Origin of the sequence: Bradyrhizobium sp. 930_D9_N1_4 (genome assembly GCF_052076015.1) — a bacterium.
Classification (GTDB): domain Bacteria; phylum Pseudomonadota; class Alphaproteobacteria; order Rhizobiales; family Xanthobacteraceae; genus Bradyrhizobium.
Map to the genome: position 1 here is coordinate 3,973,545 of NZ_CP197236.1, position 22,217 is coordinate 3,995,761.

The following is a 22,217-nucleotide window of genomic DNA, read 5'->3' on the forward strand; positions in this document are numbered from 1 at the left end:
CCCGCCCTACTCCTTGTCGCCGGTCGGTTTGTCGACCGCCATCGGTCCTCCATGGCGTTGACCGGTCGAAGATCTGCTCGCGCACCGATAGGAACCGGAGCCCGCGCCGCCGCTTGTTTTTCTGCCGGTGTCGCCGCCGATGCCTGGCAGAGCGGCCCCGGCTTCAACACCTCCCAACTTCAGCCCGGCCGGGGCCGCCTCTTTTTTAGGAGAGAGAGGATGAACCGGTTCGATGACAACGACGTCCGCAATCGCGCTTTCCTGCTTTGGGAGCGCGCCGACAAGCCGTGCGGCAAGGTGGACGATTTCTGGTACGAAGCCGAGCGGCAACTCGAAGCGGAGCGCCGCGCCGAACTCGCTCAACCCGACAGATCCCAGCCGGTGCAACGCCATTAACCCGCCAGTGGTGGCTGGGGCGTGTGCTGACAAGGAGATGCCGGCGCGTGAGGGAAGAAGCACGCAGAGGCGAAGAGTTTCCTTTCAGGAGTTCACATGAGCGACCGCACAGGCAACGAACCCTCACCCCTGGTGCTCTTCGTCATTGCACTGCTTCCGATATTGGGCGTGCTGGCGTGGGCTGCCTTTTGATCCGTTATCTGAAACCGGAGCGGACCGATCCATGCAGTCCATACCCGCCGAGCCTCGTCGAGGGGCCGGGGCTCAATGTCGGCTCATGACGATGATGAAGTCCGCTCTCGTCTTGCCGAGCGGGCCTGTCCAAACTGCGGCGCAAATCTATGCCTGTCGACGCCGATGCTGGATGCTCGGACAGGCGAGCTGACCACTCTTTATCGATGCGTCAGGTGCGGCGAACGGTTCTCGGGCGATTGAGTTGGCTGATTGACCGGATGACATCGCCAAGCTCTCAGCTTCAGCGGAAGCGCCTACCTCACCCAATGCATTCAGCTTCCTTTGGGAGTGGCCCCTCACTGCCACCCGCCAAGGCAGGGATTGACGGCGAGCGACGCGCCCGCGGCGCCGCCGGCTTCATATGCCGTCATCGACACCATCCGGCTGGTGCTGCGCTGGGTCCGGAGCTTGAGGTTGAGCTTGTCCAATTCCGCATCGACCACCGAGGTCTTGAGGACGACCAGCCCGCGGCCGGTGCTTTCGTTGACCTGATCGCGACTGGCCTTGATCGCCACCAGCCTGTCCGCGATGGACGCCACCATCCCGAGCGCGAAGGAGGCATTGGCCAGATGCCGTTCCTGGTGCCGGAACCCGAGGTCTTGAAGCGGCCAAGCTCGGCGCGCACGGCGGCATCGATCAATTCGGCCAGGTAATGCGCGACCTCGACGTCCGCGCCGAGACCGAAGAACGCATAGATGTTCTCGCTGCCTGCGTTCTTCTCGCGCCAGACCCGGCAATCGCAGAAATGAGCGATCGCGCCGATGCAGTCGTCCAGGGGAATTCGCTTCTTGCGATGGGTCTCAAAGACCCTCCGTTCGCACGGCGAAGCGCGCAGCTCGACGTCGGAGAGCGACAGATCGTGGCGATCCAAGAGCTCGGCGACCTTGGCGGCGGCCGACAGCGCCTCGTCCTCGGTGCAGCCATTGGCGATGGTCTTGGCGCGCAACGCCTGAATGCGGAGCTTGAGCTTGTCGAGCGCGGCTGGATTGGATGTCGTCTGGTTCACGGATCACCTGCCCGGGAAAGCCCGACCGACAGGCGCGAGGACGACGACTAGGAACTAAGGTAATAGTGATACAACTGTCAATCATGCTGCGATGAGAACTACGTCAGTCTCATTTGCCGGGAGCATTAGTTCTAGACCGCATCCTTCTGCTTAAGTTCAGCAAGCCGAGGTTCAAGGAGGCTCACTATGTGCGTTTCCGCTTGAAAGTATGATGGGAAGATCACGTCGATCATCGGCTTGCGCACACCTCGATTCCAGCGTTGTGCCTCGCCCGTTGAATACTTGCGCTTGCCCTTCTCGAAAAGCTCTCGGTACCGAAATGGCGATATTCCCAAAAACCGCTGGAAGCTTACCCGTCCGTCCTCGCCTTTTCCGTCGACTTCGATGGAGTCGGAATGTAGGGCTTCCGCGTAGCTCTTCGGGTACGGCTCGATCGAAACGGCGCGGGTGATGGCGGCGGCGACAATATGTTTTGCGCAGAGATGACAGGGAAAGGTCGTGCAATAAAGCGTTGCCGCCGCAATCGACACTCCTTTTCTCGCCGCATCTGTTATTGCGGACATCTCAGCATGAATGTCTCTGCCAAATTCGATGAGATCCATAACTTTTGAGTCTTTCAATCCGTGTACTGACTCATCGGCTAGCCACTCTTCTGCCAGTGTAAGAGAATCCTTGTTCCCGCATTTATCTTTGGCAAGTCGACCCGCCTTAAACATCCGGTCAATAAAATCGGCAACGAGCTCGCGCTTCTTCTCGTCGTTCGGGTCGCGCCCTTCGACGAAATCCCGCTTGTCACCCGGGTCTCCGCTCCAATAGGTCCCGCCGCCTGCCTTCGGGACTTCGTTACATCCTAGCGAAACGATCTCCCCCGATGAATGAAAAATCGCGGCACCGACCTGTCGAGTAAGAGCTGAGGAGCGCAGTGACGCCGTTTTTGCCAGGTACATCCCGTACCATCGTGGGTCGGCGTGACTTGGTTGTCGCCAAACAGTGCGCGGATGAATCGGTCGACTGTTACCTTCACAGACTTACGATCGGGAGCTTCGACGAAAACGTCCGCGAGCGGAAATGCGTCGCGCACGTTTTGCCCATGCCGCATACCGCCTTCCATCTCGTCTTGCCTGACGAGTGTGTTTGCAGCGTTCTCCGAGTCGGCTTCGGATGAAAGACCTCGCTTCGAGCGAGCTTCCTTGAGAGCAATCCGTCGTTTCCGATACATCTGAGGTTCGTAGGCTGAGACCTGAATGAATTGGCGGCCATAGACTGCGCGCATCAGCTTTATCTCTTCCGGCCGCTTGAACTGCCGAATTATGTAAGCCTTTTTCGAGAGCGGCTGTTCTGCGCTGGATCCGGACGCCTGCCTGAACTGCCGGATCGCACTTATCGCAAGAATAGCCAGCGCGTCATTTCGACGGAGCTGCTCACGAACCTTATTGGCATAGGCAATTCGCTGTTGGAACGACTCGACATATCCGCCAGCCCCGTTTCGGGCCCTCCCTCGTCAGCCGCCCCGTTAAGCAACGCACCTTAAAGCGTATTGCGCAGCCGACGCCGTGCGCACTAGGATGCACATCACCGGGGCTGGCTGCATACTTCACTTAAAATATTTCACCCGGATTTTTTAACAATGAAGCCGCAGCAGCCCTCTGCTGCGGCTTTTCGTATTGAGATCCGATTGCAGATGGAATGCCGTAAGGAAGCTCGATACCCAATGTCGGAAGCAATGGAACTGATCGTCGCCGGTTATGTGAAGACCAAGAACAGGCGTGCCCTGTCGGATCTACTTTCCCATCATCGGCGCGTGCTGGCCGAACTCGACGCCGTGACCGGCATTAATGCGGCCAAGACCGCGGAAGCCGTACGGGACGAATTGTCGATCATCGAAGCTGGGATTGAACAGCTAAAGCCCCCGCCTGGCACGTTGCCGGAAAATGAGTACAGCTAGGCGGCATCGCTGGGTACCAGAATCGGGTTCCAGTTTAGAAAGAGAATGAGCGGTCGCCATAGGTGCGTCGTTATTCCTGACTTGAAAAACATCAGGGAGACGCTCGAATGAAAAAGTTTGCTCTGGCTTCAGCTTGTGTCCTCGCTCTCGCGACCGTCGGCGGCGCATATGCTCAGACGAACCAGCCCGCGCCAGGGGCGTCGGGACAAGGCGAAGTCGGCCCGTCCTCGGCGGGCAAGATGAAGACCACGACCGGCTCGTCGAACATGAAGAACCAGGCCGGTGACAGCATGGCACGCCAGCCCGGTGCTTCGGGCGGCATCAACACCAACAACATGGGCAGCCAAGCCGGCGGCGGCGCAGGTGGCGGCGCAGGCGGAAAGTAGCCAAGCCCAAACAAAAGCCCGGCGCGAGGGGCACCCCGCGCCGGGCTTCAGTCTTTGGAGGTTTGACACGACAGAGGGGGGCGTCGAGGTCCCCTCACTTACTGCGTGCTAGGCCGTGAACCCATAAAAGCGTCGGGGTGACAACGGCTCGCTGAGTCCGCTATGTACCAATAGCGACCGAATTGCTGCAATGCCACGAATGACGCGATGGGCCAAAAGCGGACCTACGGCACCCGAGTAACTCCCGGCAGCCGGTAAGAGCCGTCCAAGATAGGAGTTTGCGCCCCATACAGCCGCATTGTCAGATTGAAGCTGCCTGTGGGTGCAGGGAGCCAGTTCGATTGCTTGTCCGGGCCGGGATTATCCTTTTGGATGTAGATGGCGACCGAACCGTCTGCACCCTTCCTCAAGCCGTCAGTCGTACTGCCGATGCTGTAGCGCTTGAAGTCATTCTCGATGAAGAACTCCTTCTCGTCATACATGTTGAGGTTCCAGAATACTGACACAGGCGGAATTTTATCCTTGTCAAACTGAAGGACATATTTGTTTGCGCCAGAGAGCGGAGCGCTTTGATCGTCGACCCGCGTGTTCGGATACAAGATTTCCTCAGGGACATTAGCCCCAGTGAGATTTGCAGCCATAGCTGCGCGCAAAGCGTAGTCGAAACCGGCTCGGCCCCCGCCCATGGTGTAGCGCCAGCCCCGCACGGTCTCGGCTGCATTCACGTACGTGTCTTCGATAATCGCAGATGCCGCTGTCGCTGCTCGCGTGAGACCTCGCTTGGTCGGCTCGTCGAGACTTTGCCAATCAAACCCATTGGCGACGCTGAGGCCAATGCCGTGTGCGGCAGCAACGTCTGCGTCGCCGAAGTCGTCACTGCGCGACAGAAACGTCTTCATGCCGAAGCCGATGGTGTCGAACACGCGAAGAGGCTCCGGTGCCGTTGGCTTGAACTCGAACCGAGCGAACTCGTACTGCTTCGGGATGTCAAAGCGGAGGCCCTGCTTTTGGAACACCGAAAGTGGCAGCGCCAGAAACCCAGCTTGAACCTCGCGAGCTGCAGGCAGATCAGCGTCGCCGTTGACGAACACGCGGTTTGCGATCACGCCCAGTTGGGTGCGGACTTTGATCTGCTTCATGCCCGGAGGAAGCGGCCCGTGGTAGTCGGGCCCGGTGAGCAGAAACAACCCAGGCTCCGGTCCCTTACTCCCCCCAATGTTGTAAACAACCTGATCGTAGTAGTCGCCGATCTGGACGATGTACCAACGGCTTTGGCTCAGAGTAGGCACGCGAACGACCACAGGCTCGCTGCTGAGGTCCGCACAGGCGTAGCCGTCGATTGAGACATTGTTGGGCGTGTTGACGAACTTGTCGGCGGCCGTCTTGAGATTAGGAAACTTGCGGAAGTAATTCAGTCCGACCGCCCCAGCCTTAAGTCCCGCGTAGAGCGTGTGGACGTTGTCGATGAAAGGTTGTCCCCAGATGGCCGCCTGCACTCCGATTGCGTAGGCATGCTCTTCGCGCGCCTGATCGGCTGACATTTTGGCTGGCGCAGTTTGTGCGAGCACGGAGGTTGCGCCGATAGCGAGCGCGATTATGGCCACGGCACCTCTTCTCATGAGCTTTCTCCCCGGGTTTTAGCCTCGTTCTACGCGAGGGGAATGAAAAATTCCAGCTGAAGGGGTGCAGCGCTATGTCCGCTATGGGCTGTTATCGGACGTCAGTCTGATCACGGCCGACGCCGAGCGTCATCAACCAAGCCCGTTTGCGCGACTTCACCCATACCTTTCGCGCTGACGTATCTATCAAGCTGATTGGCTAGCCTGATCCAGCTGTGGGAAATACTGTGCAGTTGCTGGGCTTCATTCTCGCTTTTGGTTTGACTTGCCAAGCGAAGGTACTGCTCAGCTTCAACCCGACAGCGGCTAGCTGTTTCCATACTCAATCCCATCAGGCTTTTGAATGCTCCGATTGCCTGTTAGCTGATATGTTGGGTTCCGGACATAGGAACCTCAGGGGGCATGCATAGAACTTGGTTTCTGAACGGAGAGGGCCGACAAGCGTCTTGACCGCATGCCGGAGTCCGCTAAGGGGTCACAAGCGGGTCCTAGAGAGGATGCGCACGGCAGGTCGGCTACGGGCCAGTAGGCGACATCTAACGAGGGAAGTGGCGCTATTCTTCAGCACCATGTTGCCTAGGCGTACCATCGCAATGCACTGCACGAAGCTCCCCTTCTTTGAAGGAAGCATGGTAGCGCTCCCCAGCCTCGGTCCAGACACAGCTGACCATCGGCTCTATCGAGGAACGAGAAAACTCCCGATTTACCACCATGATCGGACCGCCGCTCCTATGACGCACAAGGTTGCCAAGCTTAAACAAGCGTATGCCTATCACTGTTGGAGCGAAGCAAGATATTCCTCGATGCCGCAATAGCAACCCGATATGCGCATTGGCCCAAGTCTGCTCCGGGTCAAAAGCTGACACCCGGCGGGGTGCGCGGCAAGGTCAGCTACGGGCCAACAGCGGAAGTCAATGAGATCGAGCACGGCACGCTTTACAGGTTTATTTTCTCCTTCGCCAAGATGTGCTGCACGGCCGGTCGCTGCAACATTCTATCCTTGAAGGCTGAGAAGTTCTTTAGCTCTTGCATAGGGTAGCCTCTGCGCAATCCCCAAGGATAGAAAACGAACAGGTAGGGATCGGCCACCGAATATTGGTCCAAGAACCAGTTTCGCTCAGCCAGCTTGCTGTCGATCTGACCGAGGTATCCGTCAAATGTCTCGCGGCCCCTCTCTTGTATCTGAGGATGCACAGCAGGGTCGGCAGCATAACGGTCTGGCCGCCACATGTGCGCGACGGAAGGATGAACATTCGTTGCCAAGAAGCCTATGAGTGATAGCACTCTCGCCTCTGCGATTGGATCGTGACCAGCTTTTCGATGTTGGTCCGGTGACGATCAAGTAGAGCCCATCGCCATCGGCGTACTTGCCGGGCTTGGTTTGACGCTCCACGTCGAGTGGTTTGAGCCTTCCAGCCATCGTTCCCCCAGAAAAAACGTCCTCCGAACCCACGGGCAAAAACTACGGTCAGTGACCCGATTAGGAAGAACACCGGCGAACTGCGAAGTACAGCTCTTCGGCGCAAGTCACTGATTTTGCTGTGGAATTCGAACGACTGCGAACAGTGGAGAACAATATACTGGCGGAAGGGGTGGGATTCGAACCCACGGTACCCTTTCGGGCACGCCGGTTTTCAAGACCGGTGCCTTAAACCACTCGGCCACCCTTCCAAACCCGGAATGGCTGTCGCTTAACGTAGTCGACGGCGCATGGCAACGCGAAGTTGGTGCCCTGCCCTAAACACCTGTCAGCCGCCCGTCAGCCTGTTCCCTTAGCCTGTATCCCTCGGCAATCCCGGACACTGGCGACATCTCCCAGGGCGTCGCCGGTTGCGAGGCCCGGTTGGGGTCGCCTCCGTTCCGGGCCTCGTTTGCTGACCCCAAAGAAAAACGGCGCCCCGTGAGGAGCGCCGCCTGAAACTCTTCAGTGCTATGTTGGCTCAGTAGCCGCCGCAGGACGCGCAGCCCATCTGCACCGGGGCGTAATAGGAATAGCCGGGCGAGACCATCTCGGTGCGCTGGCGCGTGGCGTATTGCGGGGGGATGTGCTGGTACTGGACACCAGGCGGCGCGACCATCACGGTCTGCGGCACCATCACAGTGCGGTACTGTGCGGGCGTGCGATGTGCGACGGTGGCGCCGGGGGACACCATCACGGTCTCGTCGACGGTGCGGTATTGCGGCTGCACATATTGCTGCTGGTAGCAGGTCTGGCACGGCGGCGGCGCGTAGCAATTGTAGCAGCCGGCGGAAGCAGTCGTCGTCATCGAAATCGCAGCGACGGCCGTGGAGAAAACAACAGCGAGAGTACGAGACATTATGCGGTGCCCCAATTGTCCGAAATGGATTTGCGAAGGTCGCCGCATCATACGCCGTAAAACCTTGCTCTGCTGAAGTTCGTCGGGACGTCCTTAATGCAAACGGCCGGCTTTCGCCGGCCGTTCAGAACTTGTTGACCATGCGCGGCTAGCGCGCGAACGATCGATGCGACGCTCAGTTCGGACGGCGCTTCACTTCACGCACTGCGCCGCGCGCTGCGCTGGTGGTGAGCGCGGCGTAGGCCTGCAGCGCGGTCGAGACGTTGCGCTTGCGGCCGATCGCCTGCCATGCGGTGTCGCCCTTCGCCTCTTCCGCCGCGCGGCGCTTGGCGAGCTCCTCGTCCGACACATCGAGCGTGATGCTGCGGTTCGGGATGTCGATCGCGATGCTATCGCCGGTGCGCACGAGACCGATGTTGCCGCCTTCGGCCGCTTCCGGCGACAGGTGGCCGATCGACAGGCCCGACGAACCGCCGGAGAAGCGTCCGTCGGTGACGAGCGCGCAAGCCTTTCCGAGGCCCTTCGATTTCAGATAGCTGGTCGGATACAGCATCTCCTGCATGCCGGGGCCGCCGCGCGGGCCTTCGTAGATGATGACCACGACCTCGCCGGCAACGACCTTGCCGCCGAGAATGCCCTCGACCGCGGCGTCCTGGCTTTCGAACACGCGCGCCGGGCCGGAGAATTTCAGGATCGAGGCATCGACGCCGGCCGTCTTCACGATGCAGCCGTCCTGCGCGAGGTTGCCGTAGAGCACGGCGAGGCCGCCGTCCTTGCTGAAGGCGTGCTCGAGATTGCGCACGACGCCCTTCTCGCGGTCGGCGTCGAGCTCGTCGTAGCGGCGCTCCTGGCTGAAGGCGACCTGGGTCGGAATGCCGCCGGGCGAGGCACGGAAGAAGGTGCGGACGGACTCGCTCTTCGAGCGCTTGATGTCCCAGCGCTCCAGCGCATCGTTCATGGTCGGCGCATGCACGGTCGAGACCGAAGTGTCGATCAGGCCGGCGCGGTCGAGCTCGCCCAGAATGCCCATGATGCCGCCGGCGCGATGCACGTCCTCGACATGGACGTCGGCGACCGAGGGCGCGACCTTGCAAAGAACAGGCACGCGGCGCGACAGCCGGTCGATGTCCTGCATGGTGAACTTCACTTCGCCTTCGTGGGCGGCGGCCAGCAGATGCAGCACGGTGTTGGTCGAGCCGCCCATCGCGATGTCGAGCGTCATCGCGTTCTCGAACGCCTTGAAGTTCGCGACGTTGCGCGGCAGCACCGAGGGGTCGTCCTGCTCGTAATGGCGGCGGACGATATCGACGATGGTGTGGCCGGCTTCGACGAACAGGCGCTTGCGGTCGGCGTGGGTGGCAACCACCGTGCCGTTGCCGGGCAGCGCGAGGCCGAGCGCCTCGGTCAGGCAGTTCATCGAATTGGCGGTGAACATGCCCGAACAGGAGCCGCAGGTCGGGCACGCCGAGCGCTCGATCACCTTGACGTCCTCGTCGCTGACCTTGGAGTCGGCGGCGGCGACCATGGCGTCGATCAGGTCGACGGCCTTGGTCTTGCCCTGAAGCGTGACCTTGCCGGCTTCCATCGGCCCGCCCGAGACGAACACGGCGGGGATGTTGAGCCGCAGCGCGGCCATCAGCATGCCGGGCGTGATCTTGTCGCAATTGGAGATGCAGACCATGCCGTCGGCGCAATGGGCGTTGACCATGTACTCGACGCTGTCGGCGATCAGCTCGCGCGACGGCAGGCTGTAGAGCATGCCGTCATGGCCCATGGCGATGCCGTCGTCGACCGCGATGGTGTTGAATTCCTTGGCGACGCCGCCGGCCTGCTCGATCTCGCGGGCGACCAGCTGGCCGAGGTCCTTGAGGTGGACGTGGCCGGGCACGAACTGGGTGAAGGAGTTGACGACCGCGATGATCGGCTTGCCGAAATCGCCGTCCTTCATGCCCGTCGCGCGCCAGAGGCCGCGGGCGCCCGCCATGTTACGGCCGTGGGTGGTGGTGCGGGAGCGATAGGCTGGCATGGCGTTTCCGTCCTCGGGTTTGACCGGCCGGGGCGGGAAAAACAGGAGCCGCCTCAGGCCTTTCTGGCCGGATACCGCACGGGGTGGGTTGGTGCAACGGGAACTTGGGCTGGACAGGGCCGGATCGGCCCGTTGCAGGCCTCCCCTGCTCCCGGCGCGGGTTTGGCACGTGCCCCGGACGCAGCGCAGCGTCTCTTCGACGGTGCGCTGCAGAGCCGGGGCCCATTTGGCAGCGAGTGCTGCGGCCTCCTGGGTCCCGGCTCGCGCTTCGCGCGTCCGGGACACGAGATCTGCGCTTATTGCAACGTCGGATCGAGCTTATCGCGCAGCCAGTCGCCGATCACGGAGACCGCGAGCGTGGTGATCACGATGGTCGTCGCCGGCGCCAGCATGATCCAGGGCGCGCGGGTCAAATATTCGCGGCCATAGCCGACCATGTTGCCGAGGCTGGTCATCGGCGGCTGCACGCCGAGGCCGAGGAAGGACAGGCCCGATTCCATCAGGATCACCTCGGGGAAGACCAGCGTGGTCGAGACGATCAGGGTCGAGGCAATGTTGGGCAGGATATGGCGCAGGTAAATCCGCGACGGTGTCGCGCCCAGCTGGCGTACGGCCGCGGCATAGCCTTGTGCATTGGCGGAGATGGCCAAACCGCGGGCGATGCGGGCATAGCGCTCCCAGCCGAACATGCCCATCAGGCCGATCAGCAGCGGCAGCGAGTTGCCGAAGAAGGCGAGCACCGCGAGTGCCATGATCAGGAAGGGCATGCTGGCTTGGAAGTCGGTCAGCATCAGCACGAACTGCTCGACGACCCCGCGGAAATGCGCGGCGAGGAAGCCGAGTGTGGTGCCGACAACCGCCGAGATCGCGGTCGCGCCGAACGCGATCAGCAGCGATATGCGGATGGAGACGAGCAGCCGCGACAGCACGTCGCGGCCGAGCTCGTCGGTGCCGACCCAGTGCGCGACATTGCCGGGGGCGGACAGCCGGTTGCGCAGGTCGAGCTGGGTGTAGCCATAAGGCGCGATCTTCTCGGCGAAGGCCGCGATCACCAGCATTGCAACGATCCAGCCGATCGCCAACACGACCGAAACAGGGATCGCCGGCAGGCTGATACGGCGGCGGACAGAAGCGTCCTTCAGCGTGGCGTCGGTCATGCGTGCGCCCCCTTCGCGCGCAGGCGCGGATCAAGGAAGCCGTAGAGGAAGTCGACGATTAGATTGGACGTCACCATGGTCATCGCGACTAGCAGCAGGATGCATTGCACGACGGCGAGGTCGCGATTGGCAACCGCAACGACGAGAAGCCGCCCTACCCCCGGCCACGAGAACACGCTCTCGACCACGACGGCGCCCGCGATCAGCGTGCCCACCATGAAGCCGAGAATGGTGACGGTCGGGATCGCCGCGTTCGGCAGCGCATGCGACGTCACCACCTTGCGCCACGGCACGCCCTTGGCGGACGCGGTTCGAATATAGGGCTGGCCGAGCACCTCCAGCATGGCGCTGCGGGTGAAGCGCGCCAGCACCGCGGCGCCGCCGAGGCTGAGGGTCACGATGGGCAAAATGGCGTGGCGCCAGCTGTCCTGTCCGCCCGACGGCAGCCAGCCGAGCTGCACGGCAAACACGAGCACGAGCAGCAGCGCGAGCACGAAGCTCGGCACGGTGAAGCCGGCGACCGCGGTCATCATCACGGCCCGATCGATGGCAGAGCCGCGATGCAGCGCCGCATAGATGCCGGCGGGAATGCCGAGCGCGACCTTGAAGAAGAACGCCGGCAGCGTCAGCGCCAGCGTGGCCGGAATCCGCTCCAGCACCAGTTGGATCGCGGGCCGCCCGTCGCGCATGGAGCGGCCGAGCTCGCCCTTGGCGATGGCGTGGAAGTAATCGAGATACTGAAACCAGATGGGATCATCGAGGCCCCAGGCCTTGCGGAACGCGGCGAGCACTTCCGGCGGCGCCTCCGGTCCCAAAATCATCAGCGCGGGGTCGCCTGACAGACGCAGCACGACGAAGGCGAAGGTGACGACGAGCACGATCGTCAGCGCAGCACGTCCAATCCGGATAGCGAAGTAGCGTCCCATCACGCCGCGTCCCGGGTTGCGACGCCCGTGACGAGATGGCAGGCAACCTGCCTGTCACCACCCACGGCAGACAACGCCGGCACCTCGCTCTTGCAGCGCGCGATCGCGCGCGGGCAGCGCGGATGGAAGGCGCAGCCCTGGGGGCGCGCTGCCGGGTTCGGCGGATCACCTGCCAGCACGATACGGCCCGCGCTGCGCCGGCCAGGTGCGGGTGATGCCGACACCAGCGCCTGCGTATAGGGATGCTCCGGCCGCGCAAACAGATCATCGGCGCTGCCGATTTCGACAATGCGGCCGAGATACATCACGGCGACGACATTGCTGATCTGCCTGACGACGCGCAGATCGTGGCTGATGAACAGGAGTGTGAGGCCGAGCTGTGCCTGAAGATCGCAGAGAAGATTCACCACCTGCGCCTGAATCGAGACATCGAGTGCGCTGACCGGCTCGTCGCAGACGAGGAAATCGGGCTTCGTGGCCAGTGCCCGCGCCAGCACGATGCGCTGGCGCTGACCGCCGGAGAGCGCGCCCGGATAGCGCCCGCCATGCGCCGGATTCAGTTCAACCGCGCGCAGCAATTCGCGGACGCGGTCGTCGCGCTCGGCAGGCGTGCCCAGTCCATGAATGTCGAGGGGTTCGCGGATCTGGGCCGCGACAGGCAAGCGCCGGTCCAATGCGCCCAGCGGGTCCTGAAAGATCATCTGCATGTGCGCCCGCTGCGCACGCCACGCCTTTGTCCCCGGCGCGGCCATCGGCTTGCCGTCGAAGTGCACCTCGCCGCGATCGGGCGGCTCGAGGCCGAGCACGATGCGGCCGGTGGTGGATTTGCCCGAACCGGATTCGCCGACGAGGCCAAGCGTTTCGCCCTTGGGGATCGTCAGCGACACACCGTCGACCGCATGAACGGCGGTGCTGCGGCCGAACATGCCGGAGCGCATGGCGTAGCTGCGCGCGATCGAGGACACCTCGACGAGCGGCGCGCTCATTCGGCGGCGATCCCGAGCAGTGCGCGGCGCGAGGCCTCGGCGCGGATGCAGGCCACAGTGCGGTCGTTCGCGATGGGCGCCAGCGTCGGCGCTGCAAGGCTGCACGGCTCCGCCGCCATCGCGCAGCGCGGTGCGAACGCGCAACCATCCGGCATGTGCGCAGGATCGGGCACGGTGCCGGGAATGGCGGTGAGACGGCGGCGCGGTCCGTCGAGCGGCGGCAGCGCGCCGATCAGGCCTTGCGCATAGGGATGCACAGGATCGACGAAGAGCTGGTTGGCGGGCGCCTGCTCGACGATGCGGCCGGCATACATCACGGCGACGCGGTCGCAGTTTTCGGCGACGACGCCGAGATCGTGGCTGATCAGCACCATCGCCATGCTCATCTCGCGGCGGATGGAGGAGAGGAGTTCAAGGATCTGCGCCTGGATGGTGGCGTCGAGTGCGGTGGTCGGCTCGTCCGCGATCAGCACGTCAGGGTTTCCGGCAAGCGCCATCGCGATCATGATGCGCTGGACCTGGCCGCCGGAGAACTCATGCGGATAGGCCGACAACCGCCGCGCCGCATCGGGAATTCCGACCAGATCGAGCAGGCGCCGCGCTTCGGCCTTCACCGCTTCACCCGAGAGGTCGCGATGCAAGGCCAGCGCTTCACAGAGCTGCTTACGGATGGTCAGCACCGGATTGAGCGCGCTTGCGGGGTCCTGGAAAATCATGGCGACCCGCCCGCCCCTGACATGGTCGAGCTCGGAAGACGGCGCCCCGAGAATCTCGCGTCCGTCGAGCCGCACGGAACCCGAAACCTTCGCATGCCGCGGGAGTAACCCAAGCGCGGCAAGCCAGGTCACCGACTTGCCGGAGCCGGACTCGCCGACGAGGCCCAGCGCCTCGCCCTTGCCGAGAGCGAGATCGACCCCGCGCAGGACCGGCACGCCGTTGAAGGCGACGCTGAGACCCTGGATGCTGACCAGCGGCGTCACGGCTCAGGCCTCGAAATTGCCGGCGCGGAAATCCATCGCGAACGCGGGCGACGCCTTCCACTTGATCGACTTCGGCTTGGCCGTGAAGGTCGCGTTCTGGTGCAGCACCGTGTAGGCGGGGTCTTCGCGCTCTGCGATCTCCAGCATGCGGCGGAATGCCTTCTTGCGGGCGGCACGGTCGATCGAGGTCTCCAAAAATTCCGACAGTGTGTTCAACTCGGCATTGGTCCATTCGCCGACCTGCTGCTGCTGGCCGTTCGGGCCATGCTGGGCGACCAGCGAGGAGACGGGATCGTTGAACGCGGCCGAGTTCGACCAATCGCGCACCGCGCGGCTCGGTCCGCGCTCCAGGATCTGCGACCAATTCTCCTTGGTCTCGATCTGGACGTTGAGGCCGACCGATCTCCACATCTCGACCAGCACCTGCGCGGTCGCAGTCTGGTTGGTATAGTAGTTGTTGAGCAGCCGATACGGAATCGGATCGCCCTTGTAGTTGGCCTGCTTCAGCAGGTCCTGCGCGAGCTTGGGATCATAGGCCGGCACGCTCCAGTCGGTGTTGAGCATGTCGCCGTAGAAGTCCCATTGCAGGCCCTTGGGCACGCGGGTGCGACCGGCCCACAGGCTGTCGACGATGGCCTGACGGTCGATCGCATGGGTGAAGGCGCGGCGCACGAGGGGATTGGCGAGCTGGGCGTGGTTCTTGTCGAACACGGTCAGGCGGTGATTGAGGATGGTGCCGCCCTGCACTTCGAACGCCGAATTCTTTTCGATGCCGGCGATCTGGTCCGGCGGGATGTCGCAGGCGAACTGATACTCGCCCGACAGCAGGCCGTTGATGCGGCTCGCGACCTCGGGCACCTCGAGGAAGCGGATGCGCTTGAGCGGCGGACGGCCGCCCCAATATTCGTCATGGGCTTCGAGCGTCAGCGAGACGTCCGGCTTGAGCTCGACGACCTTGTAGGGCCCCGTGGTGATCGGCTTGCGCGCCCAGTCGAGATAGCTCGCAGACTGTTCCCAGGCGCGGCGGTTCATGATGTCCGAGCCGTAGCGCTGCAACCGGCCCTCGATCGTGACGTCGGGCGTCGCATTGTAGAAGCGCACCGTGTACTTGTCGACGGCATCGACGCGCACGAGGTCCGGCCAGATGCGGCGGGCGACGGCGGGCACATCAGGCGGCAGTTCCTTGCCCGCGCGCGGAGTCGGGATCTTCTCGAACGCCTGGATGGTGGAGCGGCTCTTGGCCTCGCTCTCGCCGAACATGCGCTCGCGGCTGAAGGTGAAGATAACGTCGTCCGCCGTCATCTCGTCGCCGTTGTGGAACTTGACGCCCTGGCGCAGCTTCAGCTCGACGGTCTGGTCGTCGATGCGGCGCCACTCGGTGGCAAGGCCCGGCACCGCCTCGAGGCTGCCGCGCCAGTTCTTGGAGATCAGGCCTTCCCAGATCGACGAGAAGAACACGCGCTCGCCGACATTGGACTGCTCGCGCAGCACGTCGAGCACGTTCGAGTTCGTCACCTTCTGCACGGCGATCGTCACCGACGGACGATTGTCGGCCTGTCCGATCGCAAAGCGCGGCAGCAGCAGCGTGCCTGCGGCAGCGCCGCCGGACTTCAGGATGGTGCGACGGGTGAGTTTGCTCATGACAATCAGCCTTGCCCTTGATGAGGTCGGTTATTCGGCGAGACCAAGCGCGGCCAGATGGGCTGCGCCGGCGCGGACATTGTCGTGGTTACGCAGTTCGAGGATCAGCCGCGGGTTGGACGTCAACCGGCCGAGCGCGCGGAACACGGCGACCCACGGGATGTTGCCCTCGCCCGGCGCCCAGTGCCGGTCGGCAAAGCCGTCGGTGTCCTGAAGGTGGACATGGGTCAGCATGTCGCCCGCGGTCTCGACGTAATAATCGACCGGCGGCGCACCGGTGGAGATGTGGGCGTAATTGGCGTGACCGGTGTCGAGGGAGACGCGAACCTTGCTGCTTTCGAGCGCCTTGGCGAGACGCACGCGGTCGCGCGGATCCTTGTCCTCGATATTCTCGATGACGATCTCGCAACCGATCGTCTCGGCGCGCGCGATCACCTCGGCCAGCGTCGCCTTGACGCGCTCGACGATATTGGCGCGGTTATCCGGGTAGAGATCGAGATTGTTGTGGTCCCAGGTCGTGAACGGCGAATGGATCACCATCTGCGTCGCGCCGAGGAATTCAGCGGCGTCGAGCCCCTGAAGCAGGCGCCTGGTCACGGCCTGGCGGATCAGGGAATCGTGGCTGTCGATCTTGAAGCCCCAGAACGGGCCGTGAATGCCGAGCCGGCCGGTATGGCCCGAGAGCATCTGCTTGATCTCGCCGGCCGCACTGCGCCAGTCACCGTCGAGCAAATCCGCGCGGAAGAAATCCTGGATTTCGAGATCGCGCTGCCGTTCGAGAAGCCAGTCGCGGTGGGCGGGGATCGATTTGATGGACAAGGCGGCGCCCAACACCGGCTTCGACATGGCTTGCTCCTTCGACGTCGACGATGACGGGAGCAGCGCTAGACCAGTTCAATGACAGGCCGGTGAAATGCAGGTTCCGCAAGCCTCAGGAGATGTGGACATCGTGTCGACCGCCTGCATCGACTTCGGGCAACACCGCGCGCAGCGTGTGCAGACGCATGCATCGCCGCGCAGAATCAAGCACGTTTGAGTCCGTAGTGATCCGGAATGGAATCCTATTCCGATCTCGCGTACATCGCGGGACATCGATCGGCGGCCTTCCAAGGGCATCACCTTCTGATCGCGCTGCATGGGGTTGGGGGACCACATGGGGCTGGGGGATCAAAGGCTGGGGCAAAGGTGACGAGGTCCGGACTCCTAGGCACTCCGGACCTCGGCACTTTCTACGTTGAACGCAATTTCGCGCCGCCGGCTTGATCAGCCGCGCGGCGCGAAGTCGTTTTGAGCCTATCGGATCGGTCTGATCATTTCGGCACGTTCCGCTCGAGATCCTCGAGCCAGGCCGCCGCGCTCGAATCCGACGGCGCGCGCCAGTCGCCACGCGGCGACAACGAGCCGCCCGACGAAACTTTCGGCCCGTTCGGCATCGCCGAGCGCTTGAACTGGCTGAAGGCGAAGAAACGGCGCAGGAAAACCTCCAGCCAGCGCCGGATCTCGGGAAGCTCGTAGGCCTTGCGCTTGTCGGTCGGGAATGCCGGCGGCCATTCGCCCTTGGCGACATCCTTCCAGGCGTGTTGCGCCATGAAGGCGATCTTGGACGGCCGCATGCCAAAGCGCAGCGTGTAGAACAGGTTGAAATCCTGCAGCTCGTAGGGGCCTACCGAGGCTTCCGTGCTCTGGGGCTTCTCGCCGGGTTTGATCGGAACCAGCTCGGGCGAAATTTCAGCCGACAGGATCGAGGCCAGCGTCCCGTTCACCTCGCCGCTGAACTGTTGCGAGGCGATGACCCAGCGGATCAGATGCTGGATCAGCGTCTTCGGCACACCGGCGTTGACATTATAATGTGCCATCTGGTCGCCGACGCCATAGGTGCACCAGCCGAGCGCCAGTTCGGAGAGATCGCCGGTTCCGATGACGATGCCACCGTGATGGTTGGCGAGCCGGAACAGATAATCCGTGCGCAGGCCCGCCTGCACGTTCTCGAAAGTGATGTCGTAGACCGGCTCGCCCTTGCCGAAGGGATGGCCGATATCCTTCAGCATCTGCGTCGCCGTGGTGCGGATGTCGAGTTCCTGCCAAGTCGTCTGCAACGCCGTCATCAGCGCCAGAGCATTGGTCTTGCTCTCGCTGCCGGTGGCAAAGCCCGGCATCGTGTAGGCGAGGATGTTCGCGCGCGGCAGGCCAAGCAGGTCGACCGCCTTGGCGGCGACGATCAGCGCGTGGGTGGAATCGAGGCCGCCCGAGACGCCGATCACCACGCGCCTGGTGCCGGTGGCGCGCATGCGCTGCACGAGGCCGGCGACCTGGATGTTGTAGGCCTCGTAGCAGTCCTGCTCGAGCAGGCTCTCATCGCTCGGCACGAACGGGAAGCGCTCGATCTGGCGCAGGAAGCCGATATCGGTTGCGGGTGGCTTCAGCGCGAAACTGATCCTGCGGTAAAAACCTTCGCGCTGCCGGCGATTGTCGTCGAACGTCCCCATCGAGGCGCGCTCCTGCCTGAGCAGGTCGAGATCGACGTCAACAGTGGTGATCTGGCCGCCTTGACGGAACCGCTCGCCCTCGGCCAGCAGCACGCCGTTCTCGTAGATCGAGGTCTGGCCGTCCCAGGCGAGATCCGTGGTCGATTCCCCTGCCCCGGCGGCGGAATAGACATAGGCCGCAAGGCAGCGTGCCGAGGTCGACTGGCACAGCAGCGCGCGCGAGCGTGCCCGGCCGATCGTGATCGGGCTGCCGGAGAGGTTGATCAGCACGCTGGCGCCGGCCAGTGCCAGTTCAGAGGCCGGCGTCACCGGAATCCACATGTCCTCGCAGATCTCGACGCCGATCACCAGGCCGGGAACGTCCTCGGCCGCGAACAGAAGGTCCGGGCCGAACGGGGCATGCAGGCCGCCGAAGGCGATGGTCTCGCCGGCGATGCCGGTGCCGGAGGCGAAATGGCGTCCCTCGTAGAATTCACGATAGGTCGGCAGATAGCTCTTGGGTACGACGCCCAGCACATTGCCGCGATGAATGACGATGGCGCAATTGTAGATGCGCGCGCCGAAGCGCAGCGGCGCCCCGACGATCAGGACGGTCATCAGCGCCGATGAGGCCTCGACGATCGCCGCGAGGCCGCGCTCGACCGCATCGAGCAGCGGATCCTGCTTGACGAGGTCTTCGATCGCATAGCCGGACAGGCACAGCTCCGGAAACACGGCGACCCCCACCGACTGCGCGTGGCAGTCCTTTGCCGCCGCCAGGATCGCCGTCGCATTGGCGGTCGGATCGGCCACATGGGAGGTGGTGACGCAGGCCGCCACGCGCGCAAATCCGTGGGCGTAGATCGAGTGAAAACTCATCGAGCGCAGTACCTTTGATGATCTTGCCGCGGCCGCAGCCGTCAGTTCCAGCTGATATGTAGCCCATCGACCGGGTCCCGTGCAGACCCTCCACCATCATGCATAACGGATTTGCATGTTCGCCTGCCCGGCGATGTCAGGCGCGGCGGGCCAGCGCGCCGGACAGATCGTCGTTCAGCCACTCGGCGATCCGGGGCCAGGCATCGGCGTGGGTCCGCGCGCCCATGAACAGGCCGAGATGATTGCAGGGCTCCGAGACCGCGGCGATGTAGGCCGGCGGCGTGCCGAGCAGAGCGGCGGTCGCAAGCGCCTGCGCCGCCGGCACGACGTCGTCGTCGAGGCCAGCCAGCAGGAAAACCGGCACCTTGACGTCCTTCAGATCGACCTTGCGACCGAGCGCCGTAAAGTTGCCGCCCGCGATCAGATTGTCCCGGAAGATCCGGTTGACGATCTCCAGATAATAGGTGCCGGGCAGATCGAGCGTCTCGCTATTCCAGCGGTCGAACCGCGCGAGCAGTGCCGCGCCCTCCTCGTCCAAGACATCCTTCTGCAACGCCGTCGCGATGTCGTCGCGGCTCGGCGTCTTCGACCAGAGACGCAGCATCTCCTCGCCGCTGACATTGCCGCCGCCGCGGGCGACGAGTTGCTGGTAGACTGTTTCCGGCGTGCTGCGAACGAGCTGCGATAGCGTCGAGTGGATCGAGAGGTCCACCGGCGCGCCAACCAGCACCAGCCGCCGCACCTTGGCGGGAAAGCGGGCCGCATAGAGCAGCGACAGCCAGCCGCCCTGGCACAGGCCGACAAGGTCGACCGGCGCACCGATCTCGTCGATGGCAACGTTGAGATCGCCCAGATAGCTGTCGATCGAGAGATAGCGCATGTCTGATGAGGCCGAGCGCCAGTCGGTGAGATAGACCCGGTCGACGCCACCGCTCTGCAGGGACTGCACCACACTGTGGCCGGGCGCAAAATCCGCAATCAGGGCCCGATGCAGCGCATAGGGCGCACAGACCAGCGCCGGCTGACCGGACCGCGCCCGCGTGCAATCGCGCAGGCGCATGGTCGCAAGCTCCAGCGCGACGGTATTCGGCGTGGTCCACGGCAGATTGCTCGCGTCCTGTTCAGGTGGACCGCGCTCCAGCCACCAGAAACAGGCATCCATCGTGAGCCGCGCGGCGGCAAACGGCCACAGCAGCGGATCATCCGGAGCATGAACCGGTCCGCCCTGCCGTTTGCTGCGCGTCTCCACCATCTCTATCCCACGATCCTCACGGGAACGCTTCGAGGCTGACGACCGAGATGCCGCGCTCGCGAAAACTCCGGTGGGTCGCGGCCACCGAGCCGTCGAGATCGATGCCGCGGCAGGCGTTCTCGATGACGGCGACCTCGAAGCCGGCCGCGCGGGCATCCTCCGCCGAGAAGCGGACGCAGAAGTCCAGCGCCAGGCCGGCGACGAACACCGTCTTCAACTCGCGTTCGCGCAAATAACCGAGCAGGCCCGTCGGCGTCTTGTGGTCGTTCTCGAACAGCGCCGAATAGGAATCGATGCCGTGACGAAATCCTTTGCGCACCACGAGGTTTGCCCTGAGAACCTCAAGCTCCCGATGAAATTCGGCGCCCGCCGTGCCCTGCACGCAATGCGTCGGCCACAGCATTTGGGTGCCGTAGTCGAGCTCGATGGTCTGGAACGGCTGCTTGCCTTCATGGTTGGGCGCGAACGAGACATGCTCCCGTGGATGCCAGTCCTGGGTCAGCACGACATTGGTGAATTTTTGGGCGATTCGGTTGACGGCCGGGACGATCTTCTCGCCGCCGGGGACGGCGAGCGCTCCGCCGGTGCAGAAATCGTTCTGCACGTCGATCACCAGCAGCACGTCGCGGTCCGAAATTGTCATATTAAGATCCATTACAGCCACCGGGCGCGACAGACGCCCAAACGCTCTCGTCCAATGTCGATCTTCCCATCCGGCTTCGCAACCACCGACCGCATGCGGCGATGTCGCGCCCGTCGGAGCTATGATGCAACGGTTTGGCCTCGTCCGAGTTGATTAGGCTCACCCAAGGGCGGATTCTCGCAGAAATCCGCAACCTGCGGATCGAATGGAAGCGGAGGTAACGGTTCCCGCGAGCCTCTATGGCGCGGCAGCCGGATGGTCATGAGTATCGGCAAGACAGGCAAAATACTTCTCGCCGATATCGGCGGCACCAATGCGCGCTTCTCCCTCAGCGAGGACGACGAAGCCGGCCCCATCGACTATGTGAAGGTCGCGGACTTCCCGACCGTGCGGGAGGCCATCGCCGACGTTCTCGCGCGCCGGTCCGCGGGCGAGCAGCCGACAAGAGCCGTGCTGGCCGTCGCGGGTCCGGTGACCAACAACCGGTGCGTCATGACCAACAGCCCGTGGGTCATCGATGGCAACGAGCTGCAGCCGGCGCTTGGCTTCGACAGCGTCCACGTGCTCAACGATTTCGAGGTGGTGGCGTGGTCCCTGCCCGCTTTGCTGCCGGCCGATCTGATTCCGCTCGGCGGACAGGAGGGCCTTCCCGGTGAACCGTTGCTGGTGGTCGGGCCCGGAACCGGCTTTGGCGTCTCCTGTCTGGTCGAGCGCCATGGCGCCCGGCTGGCCGTCGTCACCGAGGCCGGACACGCGACGCTGCCGGCGGAGAACGAGCGCGAAGAGCGCGTGATCGCGTGCCTGCGCAAGCGCCTCGGCCACGTCTCCATCGAGCGCGGCGCGCTCTCCGGCTCCGGGTTGCAAAGTCTCTACGAGGCGCTGGCGGAAGTCGACGGCGCCCAGGTGCCGCACCGCGATGCGGCCGCCATCACCAAGGCGGCGCTGGAGGGCAGTTGTCCGGTCAGCCGCGCAACGCTGGACATGTTTTGCGCCATCCTCGGCTCGGTCGCGGGCAATCTTGCGGTGACTTTTGGCGCGCGCGGTGGTGTCTATGTCGCCGGCGGGATCGCGCCGCGCTTTCCGGAGTTCCTGACCGCCTCCGCTTTCCGCGCGCGCTTCGAGGCCAAGGGACGCTTCCAGGATTATCTGCGCAATATCCCGACCCGGCTTGTTACCAAGCCCGACGCGAGCTTCCTCGGCCTCAAGATGTTCGCCGACCACAACCCGGATTGAGACGCGAGCGCCCCTCCGGTTCCAGTCATGCACAGCTGATTGCAGCCCACACCCGGTTCCACGCAGGATCGTGCTTGCCCGTTTGTGTCCGATGGGAAACAATCACCTTCTGTATGTGGCGTAGT

Annotated in this window: 17 protein-coding genes, 1 tRNA gene and 1 pseudogene; 4 read left to right on the plus strand and 15 right to left on the minus strand. The window is 63.4% G+C overall.

Annotated features, from left to right (window positions below):
* Positions 1 to 219 precede the first annotated feature (219 nt).
* On the plus strand, positions 220 to 396 hold the full coding sequence (locus AB7532_RS18685; RefSeq protein ID WP_441236236.1) for a DUF2934 domain-containing protein: 177 nt from the start codon (positions 220 to 222) through the stop codon (positions 394 to 396).
* A gap of 530 nt (positions 397 to 926) precedes the next feature.
* On the opposite strand, the pseudogene AB7532_RS18690 reads toward AB7532_RS18685, so the two are convergent.
* Both AB7532_RS18690 and AB7532_RS18695 read right to left on the minus strand, forming a co-directional pair.
* Positions 927 to 1,636: pseudogene (locus tag AB7532_RS18690) on the minus strand (DUF7168 domain-containing protein).
* 131 nt (positions 1,637 to 1,767) lie between these two features.
* A complete protein-coding gene (locus AB7532_RS18695; protein ID WP_441236237.1) occupies positions 1,768 to 2,583 on the minus strand; it encodes a deaminase in 816 nt (271 codons plus the stop codon).
* A gap of 680 nt (positions 2,584 to 3,263) precedes the next feature.
* Between AB7532_RS18695 and AB7532_RS18700 the strand changes: the two genes are divergently transcribed.
* Both AB7532_RS18700 and AB7532_RS18705 read left to right on the plus strand, forming a co-directional pair.
* On the plus strand, positions 3,264 to 3,581 hold the full coding sequence (locus AB7532_RS18700) for a hypothetical protein (protein WP_441236238.1): 318 nt from the start codon (positions 3,264 to 3,266) through the stop codon (positions 3,579 to 3,581).
* 107 nt (positions 3,582 to 3,688) lie between these two features.
* Positions 3,689 to 3,967, plus strand: coding sequence for a hypothetical protein (locus AB7532_RS18705; RefSeq protein ID WP_441236239.1), 279 nt, complete (start codon positions 3,689 to 3,691; stop codon positions 3,965 to 3,967).
* 224 nt (positions 3,968 to 4,191) lie between these two features.
* Here AB7532_RS18705 and AB7532_RS18710 read toward each other — a convergent pair whose 3' ends face one another.
* The 13 genes from AB7532_RS18710 to pncA form a co-directional block, all read right to left on the minus strand.
* Entirely contained in the window at positions 4,192 to 5,586 is a 1,395-nt protein-coding gene (locus AB7532_RS18710; RefSeq protein WP_441236240.1) for a DUF1254 domain-containing protein, read from the minus strand.
* 1,581 nt (positions 5,587 to 7,167) lie between these two features.
* A tRNA-Ser gene (locus tag AB7532_RS18715) sits at positions 7,168 to 7,257 on the minus strand.
* Between the two features lie 269 nt (positions 7,258 to 7,526).
* Positions 7,527 to 7,853, minus strand: coding sequence for a hypothetical protein (locus tag AB7532_RS18720; protein WP_441236241.1), 327 nt, complete (start codon positions 7,851 to 7,853; stop codon positions 7,527 to 7,529).
* Positions 7,854 to 8,079: 226 nt separating this feature from the next.
* The gene (gene ilvD / locus AB7532_RS18725; protein WP_441236242.1) at positions 8,080 to 9,930 is read right to left on the minus strand and encodes a dihydroxy-acid dehydratase; all 1,851 of its coding nucleotides are present in this window, start codon (positions 9,928 to 9,930) and stop codon (positions 8,080 to 8,082) included.
* A gap of 296 nt (positions 9,931 to 10,226) precedes the next feature.
* On the minus strand, positions 10,227 to 11,087 hold the full coding sequence (locus AB7532_RS18730) for an ABC transporter permease (RefSeq protein ID WP_441236243.1): 861 nt from the start codon (positions 11,085 to 11,087) through the stop codon (positions 10,227 to 10,229).
* On the minus strand, positions 11,084 to 12,013 hold the full coding sequence (locus tag AB7532_RS18735; RefSeq protein ID WP_441236244.1) for an ABC transporter permease: 930 nt from the start codon (positions 12,011 to 12,013) through the stop codon (positions 11,084 to 11,086). Before AB7532_RS18735 ends, AB7532_RS18730 begins: the two co-directional genes overlap by 4 nt.
* Positions 12,013 to 12,999, minus strand: coding sequence for an ABC transporter ATP-binding protein (locus tag AB7532_RS18740; RefSeq protein ID WP_441236245.1), 987 nt, complete (start codon positions 12,997 to 12,999; stop codon positions 12,013 to 12,015). Before AB7532_RS18740 ends, AB7532_RS18735 begins: the two co-directional genes overlap by 1 nt.
* Positions 12,996 to 13,979, minus strand: a complete 984-nt coding sequence (locus AB7532_RS18745) for an ABC transporter ATP-binding protein (RefSeq protein ID WP_441236246.1) — start codon at positions 13,977 to 13,979, stop codon at positions 12,996 to 12,998. The genes AB7532_RS18740 and AB7532_RS18745 overlap by 4 nt, the downstream gene beginning before the upstream one ends.
* Before the next feature lie 3 nt (positions 13,980 to 13,982).
* Positions 13,983 to 15,620 carry an ABC transporter substrate-binding protein gene (locus tag AB7532_RS18750; RefSeq protein ID WP_441236247.1) on the minus strand — a complete coding sequence of 546 codons (1,638 nt, stop codon included), beginning with the start codon at positions 15,618 to 15,620 and terminating at the stop codon, positions 13,983 to 13,985.
* A gap of 30 nt (positions 15,621 to 15,650) precedes the next feature.
* Positions 15,651 to 16,466 (minus strand): sugar phosphate isomerase/epimerase family protein, encoded by an 816-nt coding sequence (locus tag AB7532_RS18755; RefSeq protein WP_441236248.1) that lies wholly within the window; start codon positions 16,464 to 16,466, stop codon positions 15,651 to 15,653.
* Positions 16,467 to 16,930: 464 nt separating this feature from the next.
* Entirely contained in the window at positions 16,931 to 18,964 is a 2,034-nt protein-coding gene (locus AB7532_RS18760) for an NAD(+) synthase (RefSeq protein ID WP_441236249.1), read from the minus strand.
* Positions 18,965 to 19,100: 136 nt separating this feature from the next.
* Positions 19,101 to 20,216: an alpha/beta fold hydrolase gene (locus tag AB7532_RS18765; protein WP_441236250.1), complete on the minus strand. Its 1,116-nt coding sequence runs from the start codon at positions 20,214 to 20,216 to the stop codon at positions 19,101 to 19,103.
* Between the two features lie 16 nt (positions 20,217 to 20,232).
* Entirely contained in the window at positions 20,233 to 20,871 is a 639-nt protein-coding gene (gene pncA / locus AB7532_RS18770) for a bifunctional nicotinamidase/pyrazinamidase (RefSeq protein ID WP_441236251.1), read from the minus strand.
* 249 nt (positions 20,872 to 21,120) lie between these two features.
* Between pncA and glk the strand changes: the two genes are divergently transcribed.
* The gene (glk, locus tag AB7532_RS18775) at positions 21,121 to 22,092 is read left to right on the plus strand and encodes a glucokinase (protein ID WP_441236252.1); all 972 of its coding nucleotides are present in this window, start codon (positions 21,121 to 21,123) and stop codon (positions 22,090 to 22,092) included.
* The last annotated feature ends 125 nt before the right edge of the window (positions 22,093 to 22,217 follow it).

Excerpts from the sequence above, each read along its gene's own strand:
- AB7532_RS18685 (WP_441236236.1), top strand. The coding sequence starts at position 220 with ATGAACCGGTTCGATGACAACGACGTCCGCAATCGCGCTTTCCTGCTT.
- AB7532_RS18695 (WP_441236237.1), bottom strand. The coding sequence starts at position 2,583 with ATGTACCTGGCAAAAACGGCGTCACTGCGCTCCTCAGCTCTTACTCGA.
- AB7532_RS18700 (WP_441236238.1), top strand. The coding sequence starts at position 3,264 with ATGAAGCCGCAGCAGCCCTCTGCTGCGGCTTTTCGTATTGAGATCCGA.
- AB7532_RS18705 (WP_441236239.1), top strand. The coding sequence starts at position 3,689 with ATGAAAAAGTTTGCTCTGGCTTCAGCTTGTGTCCTCGCTCTCGCGACC.
- AB7532_RS18710 (WP_441236240.1), bottom strand. The coding sequence starts at position 5,586 with ATGAGAAGAGGTGCCGTGGCCATAATCGCGCTCGCTATCGGCGCAACC.
- AB7532_RS18720 (WP_441236241.1), bottom strand. The coding sequence starts at position 7,853 with ATGACGACGACTGCTTCCGCCGGCTGCTACAATTGCTACGCGCCGCCG.
- ilvD (WP_441236242.1), bottom strand. The coding sequence starts at position 9,930 with ATGCCAGCCTATCGCTCCCGCACCACCACCCACGGCCGTAACATGGCG.
- AB7532_RS18730 (WP_441236243.1), bottom strand. The coding sequence starts at position 11,087 with ATGACCGACGCCACGCTGAAGGACGCTTCTGTCCGCCGCCGTATCAGC.
- AB7532_RS18735 (WP_441236244.1), bottom strand. The coding sequence starts at position 12,013 with ATGGGACGCTACTTCGCTATCCGGATTGGACGTGCTGCGCTGACGATC.
- AB7532_RS18740 (WP_441236245.1), bottom strand. The coding sequence starts at position 12,999 with ATGAGCGCGCCGCTCGTCGAGGTGTCCTCGATCGCGCGCAGCTACGCC.
- AB7532_RS18750 (WP_441236247.1), bottom strand. The coding sequence starts at position 15,620 with ATGAGCAAACTCACCCGTCGCACCATCCTGAAGTCCGGCGGCGCTGCC.
- AB7532_RS18755 (WP_441236248.1), bottom strand. The coding sequence starts at position 16,466 with ATGTCGAAGCCGGTGTTGGGCGCCGCCTTGTCCATCAAATCGATCCCC.
- AB7532_RS18760 (WP_441236249.1), bottom strand. The coding sequence starts at position 18,964 with ATGAGTTTTCACTCGATCTACGCCCACGGATTTGCGCGCGTGGCGGCC.
- AB7532_RS18765 (WP_441236250.1), bottom strand. The coding sequence starts at position 20,216 with ATGGTGGAGACGCGCAGCAAACGGCAGGGCGGACCGGTTCATGCTCCG.
- pncA (WP_441236251.1), bottom strand. The coding sequence starts at position 20,871 with ATGGATCTTAATATGACAATTTCGGACCGCGACGTGCTGCTGGTGATC.
- glk (WP_441236252.1), top strand. The coding sequence starts at position 21,121 with ATGAGTATCGGCAAGACAGGCAAAATACTTCTCGCCGATATCGGCGGC.